This is a genomic window from Streptomyces chisholmiae (assembly GCF_031845445.1).
GTDB lineage: Bacteria > Actinomycetota > Actinomycetes > Streptomycetales > Streptomycetaceae > Streptomyces > Streptomyces chisholmiae.
Window position 1 is genome coordinate 85,083 of record NZ_JAVREO010000024.1, and the last position, 14,591, is coordinate 99,673.

At 75.8% G+C, this 14,591-nt stretch carries 13 protein-coding genes; 10 read left to right on the forward strand and 3 right to left on the reverse strand.

What is annotated here, in order from left to right:
• Positions 1–6: 6 nt before the first annotated feature.
• Positions 7–1,041: a LacI family DNA-binding transcriptional regulator gene (locus tag RM844_RS28505; RefSeq protein ID WP_394814618.1), complete on the reverse strand. Its 1,035-nt coding sequence runs from the start codon at positions 1,039–1,041 to the stop codon at positions 7–9.
• A 194-nt stretch (positions 1,042–1,235) separates the two neighbouring features.
• On the reverse strand, positions 1,236–2,450 hold the full coding sequence (locus RM844_RS28510) for an ROK family transcriptional regulator (protein ID WP_311670297.1): 1,215 nt from the start codon (positions 2,448–2,450) through the stop codon (positions 1,236–1,238).
• 300 nt (positions 2,451–2,750) lie between these two features.
• Between RM844_RS28510 and RM844_RS28515 the strand changes: the two genes are divergently transcribed.
• The 3 genes from RM844_RS28515 to RM844_RS28525 are packed head-to-tail and all read left to right on the forward strand — an operon-like array spanning position 2,751 to position 5,901.
• Positions 2,751–4,037, forward strand: coding sequence for an extracellular solute-binding protein (locus RM844_RS28515; RefSeq protein ID WP_311670298.1), 1,287 nt, complete (start codon positions 2,751–2,753; stop codon positions 4,035–4,037).
• Between the two features lie 32 nt (positions 4,038–4,069).
• The gene (locus RM844_RS28520) at positions 4,070–5,029 is read left to right on the forward strand and encodes a carbohydrate ABC transporter permease (protein WP_311670299.1); all 960 of its coding nucleotides are present in this window, start codon (positions 4,070–4,072) and stop codon (positions 5,027–5,029) included.
• Complete coding sequence (locus tag RM844_RS28525; RefSeq protein ID WP_311670300.1) at positions 5,026–5,901, forward strand: carbohydrate ABC transporter permease; 876 nt, start codon at positions 5,026–5,028, stop codon at positions 5,899–5,901. The genes RM844_RS28520 and RM844_RS28525 overlap by 4 nt, the downstream gene beginning before the upstream one ends.
• Positions 5,902–5,983: 82 nt before the next feature.
• On the opposite strand, the gene RM844_RS28530 is transcribed toward RM844_RS28525, so the two are convergent.
• Positions 5,984–7,984 (reverse strand): AfsR/SARP family transcriptional regulator, encoded by a 2,001-nt coding sequence (locus RM844_RS28530; RefSeq protein WP_311670301.1) that lies wholly within the window; start codon positions 7,982–7,984, stop codon positions 5,984–5,986.
• A 187-nt stretch (positions 7,985–8,171) separates the two neighbouring features.
• Here RM844_RS28530 and RM844_RS28535 point away from each other — a divergent pair, with 187 nt between their 5' ends.
• From RM844_RS28535 to RM844_RS28565, 7 genes are all read left to right on the forward strand, one after another.
• Positions 8,172–9,053 carry an alpha/beta fold hydrolase gene (locus tag RM844_RS28535; protein ID WP_311670302.1) on the forward strand — a complete coding sequence of 294 codons (882 nt, stop codon included), beginning with the start codon at positions 8,172–8,174 and terminating at the stop codon, positions 9,051–9,053.
• Between the two features lie 264 nt (positions 9,054–9,317).
• Positions 9,318–10,100, forward strand: a complete 783-nt coding sequence (locus RM844_RS28540; RefSeq protein WP_311670303.1) for a sulfite exporter TauE/SafE family protein — start codon at positions 9,318–9,320, stop codon at positions 10,098–10,100.
• Positions 10,101–10,235: 135 nt separating this feature from the next.
• The gene (locus RM844_RS28545) at positions 10,236–11,021 is read left to right on the forward strand and encodes an SDR family NAD(P)-dependent oxidoreductase (RefSeq protein ID WP_394814619.1); all 786 of its coding nucleotides are present in this window, start codon (positions 10,236–10,238) and stop codon (positions 11,019–11,021) included.
• Positions 11,022–11,074: 53 nt separating this feature from the next.
• Positions 11,075–12,220, forward strand: coding sequence for a galactonate dehydratase (dgoD, locus tag RM844_RS28550; RefSeq protein WP_311670305.1), 1,146 nt, complete (start codon positions 11,075–11,077; stop codon positions 12,218–12,220).
• 253 nt (positions 12,221–12,473) lie between these two features.
• On the forward strand, positions 12,474–13,121 hold the full coding sequence (locus RM844_RS28555) for a bifunctional 4-hydroxy-2-oxoglutarate aldolase/2-dehydro-3-deoxy-phosphogluconate aldolase (RefSeq protein ID WP_311670306.1): 648 nt from the start codon (positions 12,474–12,476) through the stop codon (positions 13,119–13,121).
• A gap of 44 nt (positions 13,122–13,165) precedes the next feature.
• Entirely contained in the window at positions 13,166–14,086 is a 921-nt protein-coding gene (locus RM844_RS28560) for a sugar kinase (protein WP_311670311.1), read from the forward strand.
• A 146-nt stretch (positions 14,087–14,232) separates the two neighbouring features.
• A complete protein-coding gene (locus RM844_RS28565) occupies positions 14,233–14,466 on the forward strand; it encodes a hypothetical protein (RefSeq protein ID WP_311670307.1) in 234 nt (77 codons plus the stop codon).
• Positions 14,467–14,591 lie beyond the last annotated feature (125 nt).

The following is a 14,591-nucleotide window of genomic DNA, read 5'->3' on the forward strand; positions in this document are numbered from 1 at the left end:
GGCGCGTCAGGCCGGCGGGGGCGCGGTGGAGCCGCGCACGACCAGCTCCACCGGTGGGTCGCCGGCCGGCGGCGGGGCGGCGTCCGGCCCCTCGATGGCCCGCAGCAGGTGCGCCAGCCCCTCCCTGGCCACCGCGTCGAAGGACTGGCGGACGGTGGTCAGCGGCGGGTTGAGGTAGGCCGCCAGCGGGATGTCGTCGAAACCGACCACGCTGACCTCGGCCGGCACCGGCCGGCCGGCCTCGACCAGGGCGCGGATCACCCCGACGGCCATCTCGTCGTTGGCGGCGAAGACCGCCGTCACCCCGGGGTCGGCGGCCAGCCGCCGGCCGGCCGCGCGGCCGGAGGCGGCCGACCAGTCGCCCTCGATGACCGGCGGCTCGGGGCGGCCGTGCGCGGCCAGCGCCGCGCGCCAGCCGCGCAGCCGGTCCCCGGCCGCGTACCAGCGGGCCGGACCAGCGACGTGATGGACCGTCAGGTGGCCCAGCTCCAGCAGGTGTTCGGTGGCGGACCGGGCGGCCTGTGCGGCGTGGCCCGGCACGGTCACCGCGGGGGGCGCGAAGAAGGCGGCCGGCATTCCCAGCACCAGCACCGGGACGTCGGGGCGGAACGAGAAGGCGCCCTCGTCGATGGGCTCGGAGACCACCACCCCGTCCACCCCCTGCTCCACCAGGGAGTTGACGGCGGCGGTGATGCCGTCCGGGTCGCCCTCCACGGTGTTGACGACGCGCAGCGCGTAGCCGGCATCGCGGGCGGCCCGTTCGATGCTCATCAGCATGGTGACCGGCCCGTAGAGCGCGGTGCCCAGGGTGACCACGCCGATGGAGCCGGTCCGGCCCGAAGCCAGCGCCCGGGCGGCGGTGTTGAGCCGGTAGCCCAGCTCGGCGGCGGCGGCCAGCACCCGCTGGCGCACCTCGGCCGAGACGTAGGGCTCGTCGTTGAGCACCCGGGAGACCGTCTTCTGCGAGACGCCGGCCCGGCGGGCGACGTCCACCCCGCGGGGCGCGCCAGCGCCCGGGCCCCGGGTCGCCCCTCGTGCCATGACCGCTCTCCCCCGACCGTTTGACCGGACCGTTTGACCGGACCGTTTGACGACACCACCGTGGCGGGCTCCGCGTGTCGGGAGCACCGCGTATGACTGCGCAGTCATGTCTACGCAGTCAGGCCGCTCCCGTCAACACCGGGCCGCCGCCCGGCGGGCTCAGCGCGCGGCTGGCGCGGACGTGGAACGGCTGGTCAGGCCGGGTCGCGGACCACGAAGGCGCGGATCGCGGTCACCGCTGCGCCGCGGGCCCACTCGGTGAAGCTGTCGGGGCCGAGGGAGACCTCCAGCGTGTGGTGGTCCCGGTGGCGGCGCTGCCGGATGCCGTCGGCGAGCGCGGCCCGGGCGGCGCCGACCAGTTCGACGCCCTCGCCGGCGGCGATCACCGTCCGCACCCCGGTGAGGTTGGCGATGGTGCCGGCGACCGCGCCCAGCGCCCAGGCGGCCGAGCCGGCCACGCTCCGGCAGATCGGGTCGCCGGCGACGGCCAGTTCGGTGACCTCCCGCAGGGTGACCCGGCGCCGCAGGCCCTGGGCGGCGGCGGCCAGCAGCGACTGGGTGGAGAGGTGGGCGGCGAGGCAGCCGCGGTGCCCGTCGGGACACAACGGCCCGCCGGGGTCGAGCACATGGTGGCTGAAGCCGTTCAGGTCCAGCGCCGACAGGGGGCGCATCCGGCCGTCGAGGAAGAGCGCGTAGCCGATGCCGGCGCCGACCGTGACCAGGGCGAAGTCCCGGTGCCCGCGGGCCGCGCCGAACCAGTGCTGGGCGTGTGCCAGCGCGGCGACGTCGTTGTCCACCACGGTGGGCAGGCCGGTGGTCCGCCGGAAGAGCCGGGCCAGTGGGACGTCGCGCCAGCCGAGGAACGGGGCGTCGCACAGCTGCTCGGCCGTGCCGTCCGGGCCGGCCCCGCCGGCCGGTCGCGGGTGGCCGCCGAGGCTGACGCCGGCCGCCTCGGGCGGGCCGTCGGGCCCCATCTCGTCGAGCAGCCGGCGGGCCTGGGCGCAGACCGCCTCCGGGGTCCGGCCGGCCAGCGGCTCGGCGCGCTCGGCCAGGACGGTGGCCCGCAGGTCGGTGACGACGGCGTAGAGGTGGTCGGCGGTGAGTTTGACGCCGAGGAAGCGGTGGCCGTCGCCGGCGATGTCCAGCGGGCGGGTGGGCCGCCCGTTGTCCGGGTCGTGCACCACGCTGCGCTCCGCCACCAGCCCGGCCTCGACCAGCGGTTTGGTCAGCCGGGTGAGGCTGCCGCCGGAGAGGCCGAGGGTGCGGGCCAGGTCGGTGCGGGTGCCGGGCCCGTTGACCAGCAGTTCGCGGACCACCGGCCGGGCGGCCGGGGTCACGGTCCCCCAGAGGTCGAGCGCCGGGCGGCCCGCGGGGCGGTGGGGCCGCGGTCCCCGGCGGTCGTCGGTCATCCGGGCACCCCTACGCGGACGGCGCGGACGGTGGGGAGGACGCGGGCGGCGACGAGAACAGCCCGCGCCTGGGTTTTGATACGCAATTAACTATCTCCGTCCTGAGGGCCCAGCCGACCACTGATGCCGGGTTTCTCCGGTCAAGGGTAGTGACACTCTTCCCCCAGTGGCCTAGGTTGACTCCGGCACGAAACCAACTGCCCGGCTTGAGCCGTCCTGCGTCGGGACCGGCCGACAGCTGTCGGCCGACGCGAGGCCGCCCCGCGCCGGCCGGAGCACCGGGTCCAGGGGAGAGAGACAATGGCTGATCGACATCGCACCCGGTTGACCACCGCGCTGGCCGGCGCCGCACTGCTGCTGGCGGGCTGCGCCGGCGGGCCGGCGGACGGGGACGTGGTGACCCTGGACTACTGGTGCTGGAGCCAGGCGCAGGGCGCCAAGGTCGCGGCGTTCAACGCCGCGCACCCGGACATCCAGGTCCGGCACACCGACGCCGGCGGCGGCACCGACACCGCGACCAAACTGCTCACCGCCAGCCGGGCCGGCAACGCCCCGGACATCGCCTGCGTCGAGTACCAGACCGTCCCCGCGATGGTCGTCTCCGACGTACTGGCGGACATCGCCCCCTACACGGAGGCGGTGACCGACGAGTTCTCCCCCGAGATCTGGCAGATGACCAGGTTCGAGGGCGAGGTGTACGGCATCCCGCAGGACATCGGCCCGATGGTGCTGCTCTACAACCGGGCCAGGTTCGAGGAACTGGACATCCAGGTGCCGGCCACCTGGGAGGAGTTCGCCGAGGTCGCGGCGCAGGTGCGGGAGCGCGACCCGAACACCCACCTGGCGACGTTCGCCCCCACCGAGTTCGGCAACTTCGCCGGTCTGGCCCAACAGGCCGGCGCCGCCTGGTGGTCGGTGGCCGACCGGGAGTGGACGGTCGGCATCGACGACGAGCCGACCATGCGGGTCGCCGAGTACTGGCAGGACCTGATCGACCAGGATCTGGTCCGGTCCGAGCCGCTGCTCACCCCCGAGTGGAACAACCGGGTCAACCGCGGCGAGGTGCTCACCTGGCCGTCCGCGCTGTGGGCGCCCGGCGTGATCTACGGCATCGCCGAGGGCCAGGCCGGCGACTGGGCGATCGCCCCGCTCCCGCACTGGGAGGGGGACGGACCCGAGGTCGCGCTCCAGGGCGGCACCGCGCTCACCGTCACCAAGAACTCCGACCACCCGGAGGAGGCCGCCGAGTTCGCGATGTGGATGAACACCGCGCCGGAGGCCGTCGACCTGCAGATCGCCGACGGCCAGTACCCGGCCAGTCTCAGCGGGCAGGAGACCGCCGCCGCCAGCCCGGCGCCGCCGCTCACCGGCGAGCAGGAGGACTACTGGGAGGTGGCCGCCTACGCCGCCGACCACACCGTGCCCTCCATCGCCTGGGGCCCCAACGTCAGCACCGCGGCCGACGCCTACAACGACGCGGTCTCCGCCGCGGTCCGCGGGGGGCGGCCACTGGCCGAAGCACTGCGCGAGACCCATCGCACCGTGCTCGACGACATGACGCGCGTCGGCTTCGACGTCACCGACTGACTCCCCTCCACCCCGCAACGGACAGGGCATCCATGACCTCCACCACCCCGGCCGCCGACACCGGCCGGCCACGCCGCCCGGCGCGGGAGCGCCGGCGCGGCCCCCGTACCCGCGCGCCGTTCGTCCTGCTGGCCCCGGCCCTGGTGCTGTTCGCCGCCTTCGTGGCGATACCCATCGGCTACTCGCTCTTCCTGAGCACCCAGGGCCTGCGCATCGTGGACGAGGGCGTCTTCGGCATCCGCAGCGAGGTCTTCGTCGGCCTCGCCAACTACACCCAGGTGCTGGCCGACGGCGACTTCTGGGCCGGCTTCGGCCGCCTGACCCTCTACGGGCTGATCGCCGTCCCGCTCACCCTGGGCCTGGCGCTGCTCTTCGCACTGCTGCTGGACAACGCCAGCTCCCGCGCCCGCCGCTTCTCCCGCACCGCGGTGTTCATCCCCTACGCGGTGCCGGGCGTGGTCGCCTCGCTGATGTGGGGCTTCATGTACCTGCCGTCCACCAGCCCGTTCAGCTACGTCACCGACAAGCTGGGGCTGGGCACCATCCCGTTCCTGGACGGCGGCGCCATCTTCCCCTCGCTGGCCAACATCGCCATCTGGGGCGGCGTCGGCTTCAACATGATCATCATCTACACGTCCCTGCGCGGCATCCCCGCCGAGCTCTACGACGCGGCCCGCATCGACGGGTGCAGCGAGTGGCGGATCGCCTGGCGGATCAAGATCCCGCTGGTCGCGCCGGCCCTGGTGATCACCGGGCTGTTCGCCCTCATCGGCACCATCCAGGTATACGGAGAGCCCACCATGCTCAGCCCCATGACCAACGAGATCTCCCAGACCTGGGTGCCGCTCATGCAGATCTACCGGGACGGGTTCATCCGGGACGACCTGCCGCTGGCCGCCGCCGGCTCGGTGATCCTGGCCGTGGGCACCCTGGTCGTCTCGCTGGTGCTGCTCAAGGTCACCCAGCGCCGGGCGTTCGGGGGCATCCGATGAGCCAGGCCACCGCCACCCGACGCCGCGAGGGGCTGCTGCCCCACCAGCGGGCGAAGATCCTGCCCACCGTCGTCCTGCTGATCGGCGCGTTCTACGCCCTCATCCCGGTCGCCTGGATCGTGGTCGCGGCGACCAAGTCGAACGCCGAGCTGTTCTCCACGTTCACCTTCCAGCCGGGCACCGGCCTGTTCGACAACATCGGCGACCTGTTCGCCTACGGCGACGGCCAGTACCTGCGCTGGGCGGCCAACAGCCTGCTGTACGCCGGGCTCGGGGCCGTGCTGTGCACGGTCATCTCCACCGCCGCCGGCTACGCCTTCGCCAAATACGAGTTCCCCGGCCGGACCGGACTCTTCTACGCCATCCTGGCGGGCGTCCTGCTGCCCGGCATGACGCTGGCGATCCCGCAGTACATCATCATGACCAAGACCGACATGGTCGGCAGCTACTGGTCGGTGCTGCTGCCCGGGCTGATCTCGCCGTTCGGGATCTACCTGGCCCGGGTCTACGCGGACGCCTCGGTGCCCGACTCCACCATCGAGTCGGCGCGGCTGGACGGGGCCAGCGAGTACCGCATCCTGACCTCGATCGGCCTGCCGATGATGTTCCCCGGCATGGTGACCATCTTCATGCTGCAGTTCGTCGGCAGCTGGAACAACTTCCTGCTGCCGTTCATCATGCTCTCGGACGAGGACAAGTACCCGATCAACCTGGGCCTGTACACGCTGCTGGCCAAGGGCTCGGGGGAGCCGTCGCTCTACGGCATCGCCATCATCGGCACGGCGCTGTCCATCGTCCCGCTGATCCTGCTGCTGCTCTTCCTCCAGCGGTTCTGGCGGCTGGACATGATCAGCGGCGGCCTGAAGGGCTGAGCGGACTCCGCCCCCGCCCGGCCGCCGGCGACCACCCGTCGCCGGCGGCCGGTCGGGCGTCGCGGGGTCAGTCGCTGCGGGGTCAGTCGTCGCGGGGTCGGTCGTTCCCGGCCAGCTCCGCCGTCCACGCGGCCAGGTGCTCCGCCACCGGGCCGAGATCGAGCAGGCCGCCCTGCGCGCCGGCCACCTCGCCGGCCGCAGGGCGCAGCGCCTCGACCGCCCGGGCCAGCGCCGCGTGCTCGCCCGCCAGCAGCGCCGCCCGGCCCACCAGACACCACAGCGCCTCGCTCATCAGGTCCCGGGGCGGCGCCGGCAGCGCCCGCAGCGCCGCGCGGGCCGCCGCCCGCTCCCCCCGCCAGGCCGTTAGCAGCGGCCGCACCCACACCTCGTAAGGACCCCACTCCGCCGCCGGCACCTCGGGGAGCGGCCCGCCGTGCCGGAGCGCCAGGCTCAGCGCGGCCACCGCGGGCAGCCCGGCCGCCAGCCCCGGCATGCCGGCCCCGACCAGGGCCTCGGCGGCCCGCCGGTAGGCGGCCTCGGCCGCCGACGCGGACCCGGTGGCGGCCACCCGCGACGCCCGGTACCAGGTGGTGAACACCCCCACCAGGGCCAGCCCGTGCCGCTCGGCCAGCCGGTCGGCGGCGGTCGCGTGCCGGTCGGCGCCGGCCGGGTCGGCGAGCGCGGCCCTGGCCTGGAGCCGGATCAGGTGGCCCAACACCTCGTACCGCACCAGCTCGTGCCGCCGGGCCAGGTCGAGCACCTCGGCGCCGATCGCGTCCCGCCGGCCGGCCAGCCCGGTCCGCTCGAAGGTCTGCATCCAGACCCCGTTCAACGCGAAGGCCAGCAGCGGCCCGTCGGCCAGCCGCCGGGCGATCCGCTCCGCCTCGGCGGCGGCCCGGTACGCCCGGTCGGCCGTGGCCGGCCGGTCCACCGGCAGGGTGCCCCGGGACTCCAGCGCGACGGTGCCCAACAACCGGGCCCGCGCCCGCTCGGGGGCGCCGGCCGGCAGCGCGGCCAGCGTCCGCTCGGCCGCCGCGACCAGCCAACGCGCCTGCTCCGGGTCGTCGGCGCGGGTCCAGTTCGCCGGCACGTCGTAGATGCCGATCACCCGGGCGGTCAGCAGCGGGTCGCCGAGCTGCTCGGCCGCCGCGACCGCGGCCACCCGGTGCCGGCCGGCGGCCGCCAGCCCACCGCCGCCGGTGACCGCCAGGTCCCGCATCAGCCCGGCGGTGGACTCCAGCCGGGTGTGCGCCGACGGGGGCAGCGCCCGCTCGTAGGCCGCCGTGGCCTGCGCCCAGATCTGGGCGGCGCTGCCACCGGGGCCCGGGTCGAGGTGCTCGGCCTGCCGCAGCACGTCGGCCTCCAGCCGGCGCAGCCGCGGGCCCGGGTCGACGCCGAGCCGCTCGGCGAGGGTGTGCCGGGCGCGCCGCACCACGGCGAGCGCGTCGGCCTGCCGACCGGACCGGTAGAGCGCCAGCACCAGCAGCTGCCAGGCGTCCTCCCGCCACGGGTGCTCGCTGAGGTAGGCGTCCAGGTCGGGGACGGCCTCGGCGGCGGCGCCCAGCGCGATCTGCGCCTCGGCGCGGCGCTCGACCGCCTGGCAGCGCAGCTCGGCCAGCCGGCCGGCGGCGGTGCGGGCCCAGTCGGCCCCGGCCACGTCCGCGTAGGCCGGGCCCCGCCACCAGCCGAGCGCCTCGGTCAGCCGGGCCACCGCGGCGGCCGGCGGCAGCTCGGCGACGTCGGTCACCGCCCGCTCGAACCGCCAGGCGTCCACCCGCTCGTCGGCCAGCCGGAGCGCGTAGCCGGGGCCCTCGGTGACCAGCAGCCGGGGGCGGGCGCGCGGCGGCCGGTCGGGCTCCAGGGCGCGGCGCAGCGCGGCCACGAAGGTGCGGAGCGCGCTGACCGCGTCCTTCGGCGGCTCGTCCCAGAGGTCGGCGACCAGCCGGGGCACCGGGACCACCCGACGGCGCGCCACCACCAGCCGGGCCAGCACCGCCCGGTGCCGTGGCCCCTTCAGCCCCAGCGGCCGCCCGTCCGCGTCCCAGGCCGCCACCGGCCCCAGGACTCCCACCGTGACCCGCATCCGTCGCCGCCCGCCCTCTGCTTCCGTACTCCGGTCACCGTAACGCCGGGGGCGCGGCGCCGCCGGGCCCGGGCCGCTCGGGCGCGCTCATCGGTTGCTCATTCGCCGGCCCCAGGGTGGAAACCGGGCGCACGGGCCACCGGACCGGCCGGTGGCCGCGCCCACCGCACCACGAGAGGGACTCCCCATGACACCCACCATCCCCGGCTTCGAGCACCAGCGGGTGACCGTCGCCGACGGCGTCGCCCTGTCGGCCGCGGTCGGCGGCTCGGGGCCGCCGGTCGTGCTGCTGCACGGCTTCCCGCAGACCCACCTGATGTGGCGGCACGTCGCCGCCGACCTGGCGGCCGAGCACACCGTGATCTGCCCCGACCTGCGCGGCTACGGTGCCAGTGACAAGCCGGCCGAGGACGGCCCCGAGACCTACGCCAAGCGCACCATGGCGGCCGACGTGGTCGCCCTGTCCCGGGAGTTGGGGCACCGGCGGTTCGCGCTGGCGGGGCACGACCGGGGCGCGCTGGTGGCGTTCCGCGCCGCCCTGGACCACCCGCTGGCGGTCAGCCACCTGGCCTGTCTCGACGTGCTGCCGACGCTGGACATGTGGGAGGCGCTGCACGGGGTCAGCGCCGCGGTCGGCTTCCACCTGTACCTGATGGCGCAGCCGCCCGGGCTGCCGGAGCGGCTGATCGGGGCCGCGCCGGACGCGTTCTTCGGGCACTTCCTCGACCTCTGGACCAACGACCCCGAGGCGATCCCCGGCGAGGTGCGGGCGGCGTACCTCGCGGCCTGCCGGGCCGCGGTGCCGTCGATCGTGGCGGACTACCGGGCCTCGGCCGGGATCGACCCGGCGCACGACCGGGTGGACCGGGCGGCCGGCAACCGGCTGGCGATGCCGGTGACGGTGCTCCAGCAGGACTGGGGCGCCCAGCTGGGGTACGAGGCCGCCGCGCTGTGGGGCGCGTGGGCGCCCGACCTGGACCACCGCACGGTCTCCTGCGGCCACTTCATGGCCGAGGAGGCGCCGGGCACGGTGGCGGCGGCGCTGCGGGAGCTGCTGGCGCGCGGCTGAGCGGGCGGCTCGGCTCGCGTGCGGGCGACGGGGCCGAGCGGACGACGCGGCGCGGGCCGCTGGACGGCCCCGCTGAACGGGGCGCGGCGAACGGGATGCGGCGGATGGAGTGCGGCGAACGGGGTGGGACCGGCTGCCGGGAGTGCCGGCGGCTCGGATACCGTGGGCCGACTCGTCCGCCGAGGAGGTATCCGTGCCGGTCAGCGTCCGTCCGCCCGAGAGCGTCGCCGACCGCCCGCCCCGGGTGCCCGGGCGGTGCCGGCCGTGACCGAGTGGGTGCAGTGGCCGCTGATCGCGGCGGCCGGGTTCTGGGCCGGCATGATCAACGTGGTGGTCGGCTCCGGCACGTTGGTGACCTTTCCGACGCTGACCCTGTTCGGCTATCCGCCGCTGGTGGCGAACGTCTCGAACAACATCGGCCTGGTCGGCGGCGGGCTGTCGGGAACGTTCGGGTACCGAGCCGAACTGGCCGGCCAGCGCCGGCTGGTGCGGGCGCTGCTGCCCGCCTCGCTGCTCGGCGGTGTGGCGGGCGCGCTGCTGCTGCTCCTGCTGCCGGCCGAGGCGTTCGGGACGATCGTGCCGCTGCTGGTGGCGGCGGGCCTGGTGATGGTGGTCGCCGGCCCGGCGGTGCGGCGCCGGGCGGAGCGCCGGCGGGCGGGGGCCGAACCGCGCCCGCCGACCGGGCGGCGACTGGCCGGGGTGGCGGCGGCGGTCTTCGGCCTGGGGATCTACGGCGGCTACTTCGGGGCGGCGCAGGGCATCCTGATCGTGGGCCTGCTGAGCGTGCTGACCTCGGACTCCCTCCAGACCATCACCGGGCTGAAGAACCTGCTGACCACCGGCGTCAACGCGGTGGCCGCGGTGACCTTCATGCTGGTCACCTGGGAGGCGATCGACTGGGTGGTGGTCGCGCTGATCGCGACCGGCGCCACCGCCGGCGGGCTGGCCGGGGCGCGCTTCGGGCGGCGGCTCTCGCCCGGCGTGCTGCGCGGGCTGATCGTGGTGGTGGGCGGGGTGGCCCTGGTCAACATGGTGTTCTTCGACTGACCCGACGGGCGGCGCCGGCCGTTTTGGGGTGCGTCGATGGCCTGGCACCTCTTGGCAGCACCGGTTAATTCATATTTAATGAGCCAGTGTGGTGTTCCCGACACCACCGCCCAACCAGCTGTCCCCGAACCGCGTCTGGAGCGTGCCGTGGCATCCGCACCCCCGAGCCAGGGCCGGTTCGCCGGCCGCTGCGTCCTGGTCACCGGCGCCGCGTCCGGCATCGGCGCGGCCACCGCACACCGGCTGGCCGCCGAGGGCGCCGGCGTGGTGGTCGCCGACGTGCGGCCGGACGCCGGAGCGGCCGTGGTGGCCGAGATCGAGGCGGCCGGCGGCCGCGCCCTCTACCAGCGCTGCGACGTCGGCGACGAGGCCCAGTGGACGGCCACCGTCCAGGCCGCCGGCGCACACTTCGGCCCGGTCGCCGGCCTGGTCAGCAACGCCACCACGGTCACCATCGCGGCCGCCGACCAACTGGCCCCCGCCGACTGGGAACGCCAGCTGACGGTCGGCCTCACCGGCTCCTACCTCGGCTTCCGGGCCTGCCTGCCGGACCTGCGCCGCACCGGGGGCAGCGCCGTGCTGGTCTCCTCCGTGCACGCGCTGGTCGGCCTGCCGGGACGGCCGGCCTACGCCGCCGCCAAGGCCGGACTGACCGGCCTCACCCGGCAGTTGGCGGTCGAGTACGGCCGGGAGGTGCGGGTCAACGCCGTGCTGCCGGGCCCGGTGCTGACGCCGGCCTGGGACGGCATCGGGGAGGCCGACCGGCGCGCCTCGGCCGAACAGACCGCCGCCGGCCGGCTGGGCCGCCCCGAGGAGGTGGCGGCGGCCATCGCGTTCCTGCTGCACGAGGACGCCTCGTTCGTCACCGGCGCCTCCCTCGTCGTCGACGGCGGCTGGAGCGTACTCAAGGGCGGGGCCTGACCGGCCGGCCCCCTTATCCCGACCCCCACCCGCACAGGCCAGGAGCGTCCTTCGTGAAGATCACCCGCATCGAGACTTTCGCCATCCCGCCCCGCTGGCTGCTGTGCCGGGTGGAGACCGACGAGGGCGTCGTCGGGTGGGGCGAGCCGGTCGTGGAGGGCCGGGCCGCCACCGTCCGCACCGCCGTGGGTGAGCTGGCCGAACTCCTGATCGGCCAGGACCCGTCGCGGATCGAGGACCACTGGCAGGTGATGACCAAGGGCTCCTTCTACCGGGGCGGCCCGGTGCTCTCCAGCGCCGTCGCCGGCCTCGACCAGGCACTGTGGGACATCGCCGGCAAGACCCTCGGGGTGCCCGTGCACGTGCTGCTCGGCGGGCCGGTCCGGGACCGGGTGCGCGCCTACAGCTGGGTCGGCGGGGACGAGCCGGCCGAGGTCGCGGACGCGGTCGCCGCCCAGGTGGCGGCCGGCTTCACCGCGGTGAAGATGAACGCCAGCGGCCGGATGAACCGGCTGGCCACCGTCGCCGACCTGGACCAGCTGCTGGAGCGGGCCGCGGCGGCCCGCGGGGTGCTCGGCCCGGACCGGGACTTCGCGCTGGACTTCCACGGCCGGTTCAGCGTCGCCAACGCCCGCCGGGTGCTGCCGCACCTGGCCGACAGCGCCCCGCTCTTCGTCGAGGAACCCCTGCTCCCCGAGTACAGCCACCTGTTGGGCGGCCTGGTCGAGACCTCGCCGGTGCCGCTGGCCACTGGCGAGCGGCTGTTCTCCCGCACCGACGTGCTGCCGGCGCTGCAGGCCGGGGTGGCGGTACTCCAGCCGGACCTCTCACACGCCGGCGGGATCTCCGAGGTGCGCCGGATCGCCGCGCTGGCCGAGACCTTCGACGTGCCGGTGGCCCCGCACTGCCCGCTGGGCCCGGTCTCGCTCGCCGCCAGCCTGCAGATCGCCTTCGCCACGCCCAACTTCCTGATCCAGGAACAGAGCATCGGCATCCACTACAACACCGGCGCCGAGGTGCTCGACTACGTGCTGGACCGGGAGGTGTTCCGGTTCGACGAGGGGCACTTCCGCCGGCCCACCGCGCCCGGCCTGGGCATCGAGGTCGACGAACGGGCCGTCCGGGCGGCCGACAACAGCGCGCCGGACTGGCGCGGGCCGGTCTGGCGCCACCCGGACGGCTCGTTCGCCGAGTGGTGACCGGCCGGGCGGTGAGCGGCCCGGTGTTGAACGGCCCGGTGTTGAACGGCCCGGTCGTGAACCGGCCGGTGCTGAACAGCCCGGGGGCGAACGGCCCGGTCCTGAACGGGCCGGTGCCGAACAGCCCGGCAATGAGCGGCCCGGTGCTCAACGCCGGTGCGGCCCGGAGGACGGCCGCGCGGCGGACGGCGCGCGGAACCGGGCGGCGCGGAGCGAGATCAGTGGCGCGGAGCGAGAACGAAGGAGCCTGTCGATGAAGCACGAACCGTTCCTGGCGCGGCTGCGCCGCGACCGGCTGGCCGCCATCGTGCGCGGCCGGGACGCCGGGGCCGCGCTGCGCACCGTGCTGGCACTCGCCGAGGAGGGCGTCGGCCTGGTCGAGGTGTCGCTCACCACCGCCGACGCCTGCCGGGTGATCGCCGAGGTCCGCCGGGAGGTCGGGGACGACGCGCTGATCGGCGCCGGCACCGTGGTCACCGCCGACGACCTCGCCCGTGCCCGGGACGCCGGTGCCAGCTGGATCGTCACGCCCGCCCTCGGCACCGGCGTGACGGCCGCGGTCGAGGCCGAACTCCCGGTGTTGGCCGGCGCGTTGACGCCCACCGAGTGTGTGGCCGCGATGGCGGCCGGGGCCACCGCGGTCAAACTCTTCCCCGCCGGACCGGCCGGCGGGCCCGCCTACCTGCGGGCGCTGCGCGACCCGTTCCCCGAGCTGCCGGTGGTGCCGGTCGGCGGGGTGGACGCGGCGGCGGCCGAACAGTATCTGGCCGCCGGCGCGTTGGCCGTCGGCGTCGGCGGGCCGCTGGTCGGTGACGCGGCGCACGGCGGCGACCTGACGCGACTGCGCGCCCGGGCCCGGGCGTTCACCGCCGCCCTGGCCGGCGCCGGCGGCGCGTCGTGACCGGCGGCACGGCGCCGGTGGCGGCGCTCACCTTCGGGGAGGCGATGCTCTCCCTCCAGGCGGACGGGCCGCTGGCGGTCGGCGCCCGGCCGCGGGCGACGGTCGCCGGGGCCGAGGCCAACGTGGCGATCGGCCTGGCCAGGCTCGGGCACCGGGTCTCCTGGGCCGGACGGCTGGGCGCGGACGAGCCGGGTCGGCTGGTGCTGCGGACGCTGCGCGGCGAGGGGGTGGACGTCAGCCACGCGACCACCGACCCGGCGGCGCCGACCGGCGCGATGCTGCGCGAACGGCGGGTCGCCGACCTGGCCCGGGTGCACTACTGGCGCGCCGGTTCGGCCGCGTCCCAACAACAGCCCGAACACCTGCGCCCGGCGCTCGCCGCCGGCGCCCGGGTGCTGCACCTGACCGGCATCACCGCCGCGCTGGGCCCGGGCCCGCTGGCCGCCGTGCTGGCGGCGGCCCGGCACGGGCGGGCGGCCGGCTGGCGGGTCGTGCTGGACGTCAACCACCGGGCCCGGCTGTGGGACATGGCGGCGGCCGCCGCCGCGCTGCGCCCGCTGCTGCCCTGGCTGGACGTGCTGATCGCGTCCGCCGACGAGTTGCCGGTGGTCGCCGGGGACGCCGGCGCCGACGAGGCCGCCCGGGTGGCCGAGCTGCTGGCCGGTGGCCTGGACGAGGTGGTGGTCAAACGGGCCGGGGACGGCGCCGGGTTGTTCACCGCCGCCGGCGGCCGGCACGCGGCGCCGGCCCGGGCGGTGCCGGTGCGGGACACGGTCGGCGCGGGCGACGCGTTCTGCGCCGGCTATCTCTCCGGCCTGCTCGACGGGTTGGGGCCGGCCGAGCGGCTGGACCGGGCGGTGACCTGCGGCGCGTTCGCCGTCGCCGGGGACGGCGACTGGGAGGGACTGCCCCACCGGGACGAACTGCCCCTGCTGGACGCGGCACCCGGCGACGCCGTCCGCTGACCCGATCCCGTCCCCCGCACGGCTGCCCGCCCACCCGAGGAAAGCATCAGGTAAGCGTCGGGTAGGAGGCTGCGTCCCGGAGATACCAAGCCCCGGTGCGCTGTGGTGCGCCCCACCGCACCGGGGCCGGAACACGGGGGACAGTGGTGGAGCACCAACGTCGCGCGACGCACGGCACGATCGCGGGGGCCCTGGTGGCCGTGCTGCTCGCCGGGGGATGCGGCGGGAACGAGGAGTCGGGGCCGCCCGGGAACACCTTCGGCGGGGACGGCCCGGCGGCCGGCCCGTCCGAGAGCGGGATCATCGCCAGCTGGGAGAACGCCTGCGCGGTGCACGACGTCGAGGCGATCAGGGAGTTCGTGACTCCACCCACGCGTTAACGCGCGGGCTTCCTGCGTCGGTGGCTAGGCCGCCGCGCGGAGGGCCAGCCCGGCCCGGTTGAGGACGTTCGTCGCGCCGACGTGGTCCGCGTTGGCCGCGAACCCGCACGCCGTGCACTGGAACC

What these genes read in the sequence shown, in the direction of transcription:
- RM844_RS28560 (WP_311670311.1), top strand. Translation starts at nt 13,166, where the DNA reads ATGCTCTCCCTCCAGGCGGACGGGCCGCTGGCGGTCGGCGCCCGGCCG.
- RM844_RS28525 (WP_311670300.1), top strand. Translation starts at nt 5,026, where the DNA reads ATGAGCCAGGCCACCGCCACCCGACGCCGCGAGGGGCTGCTGCCCCAC.
- RM844_RS28505 (WP_394814618.1), bottom strand. Translation starts at nt 1,041, where the DNA reads ATGGCACGAGGGGCGACCCGGGGCCCGGGCGCTGGCGCGCCCCGCGGG.
- RM844_RS28530 (WP_311670301.1), bottom strand. Translation starts at nt 7,984, where the DNA reads ATGCGGGTCACGGTGGGAGTCCTGGGGCCGGTGGCGGCCTGGGACGCG.
- RM844_RS28515 (WP_311670298.1), top strand. Translation starts at nt 2,751, where the DNA reads ATGGCTGATCGACATCGCACCCGGTTGACCACCGCGCTGGCCGGCGCC.
- RM844_RS28555 (WP_311670306.1), top strand. Translation starts at nt 12,474, where the DNA reads ATGAAGCACGAACCGTTCCTGGCGCGGCTGCGCCGCGACCGGCTGGCC.
- RM844_RS28535 (WP_311670302.1), top strand. Translation starts at nt 8,172, where the DNA reads ATGACACCCACCATCCCCGGCTTCGAGCACCAGCGGGTGACCGTCGCC.
- RM844_RS28520 (WP_311670299.1), top strand. Translation starts at nt 4,070, where the DNA reads ATGACCTCCACCACCCCGGCCGCCGACACCGGCCGGCCACGCCGCCCG.
- RM844_RS28510 (WP_311670297.1), bottom strand. Translation starts at nt 2,450, where the DNA reads ATGACCGACGACCGCCGGGGACCGCGGCCCCACCGCCCCGCGGGCCGC.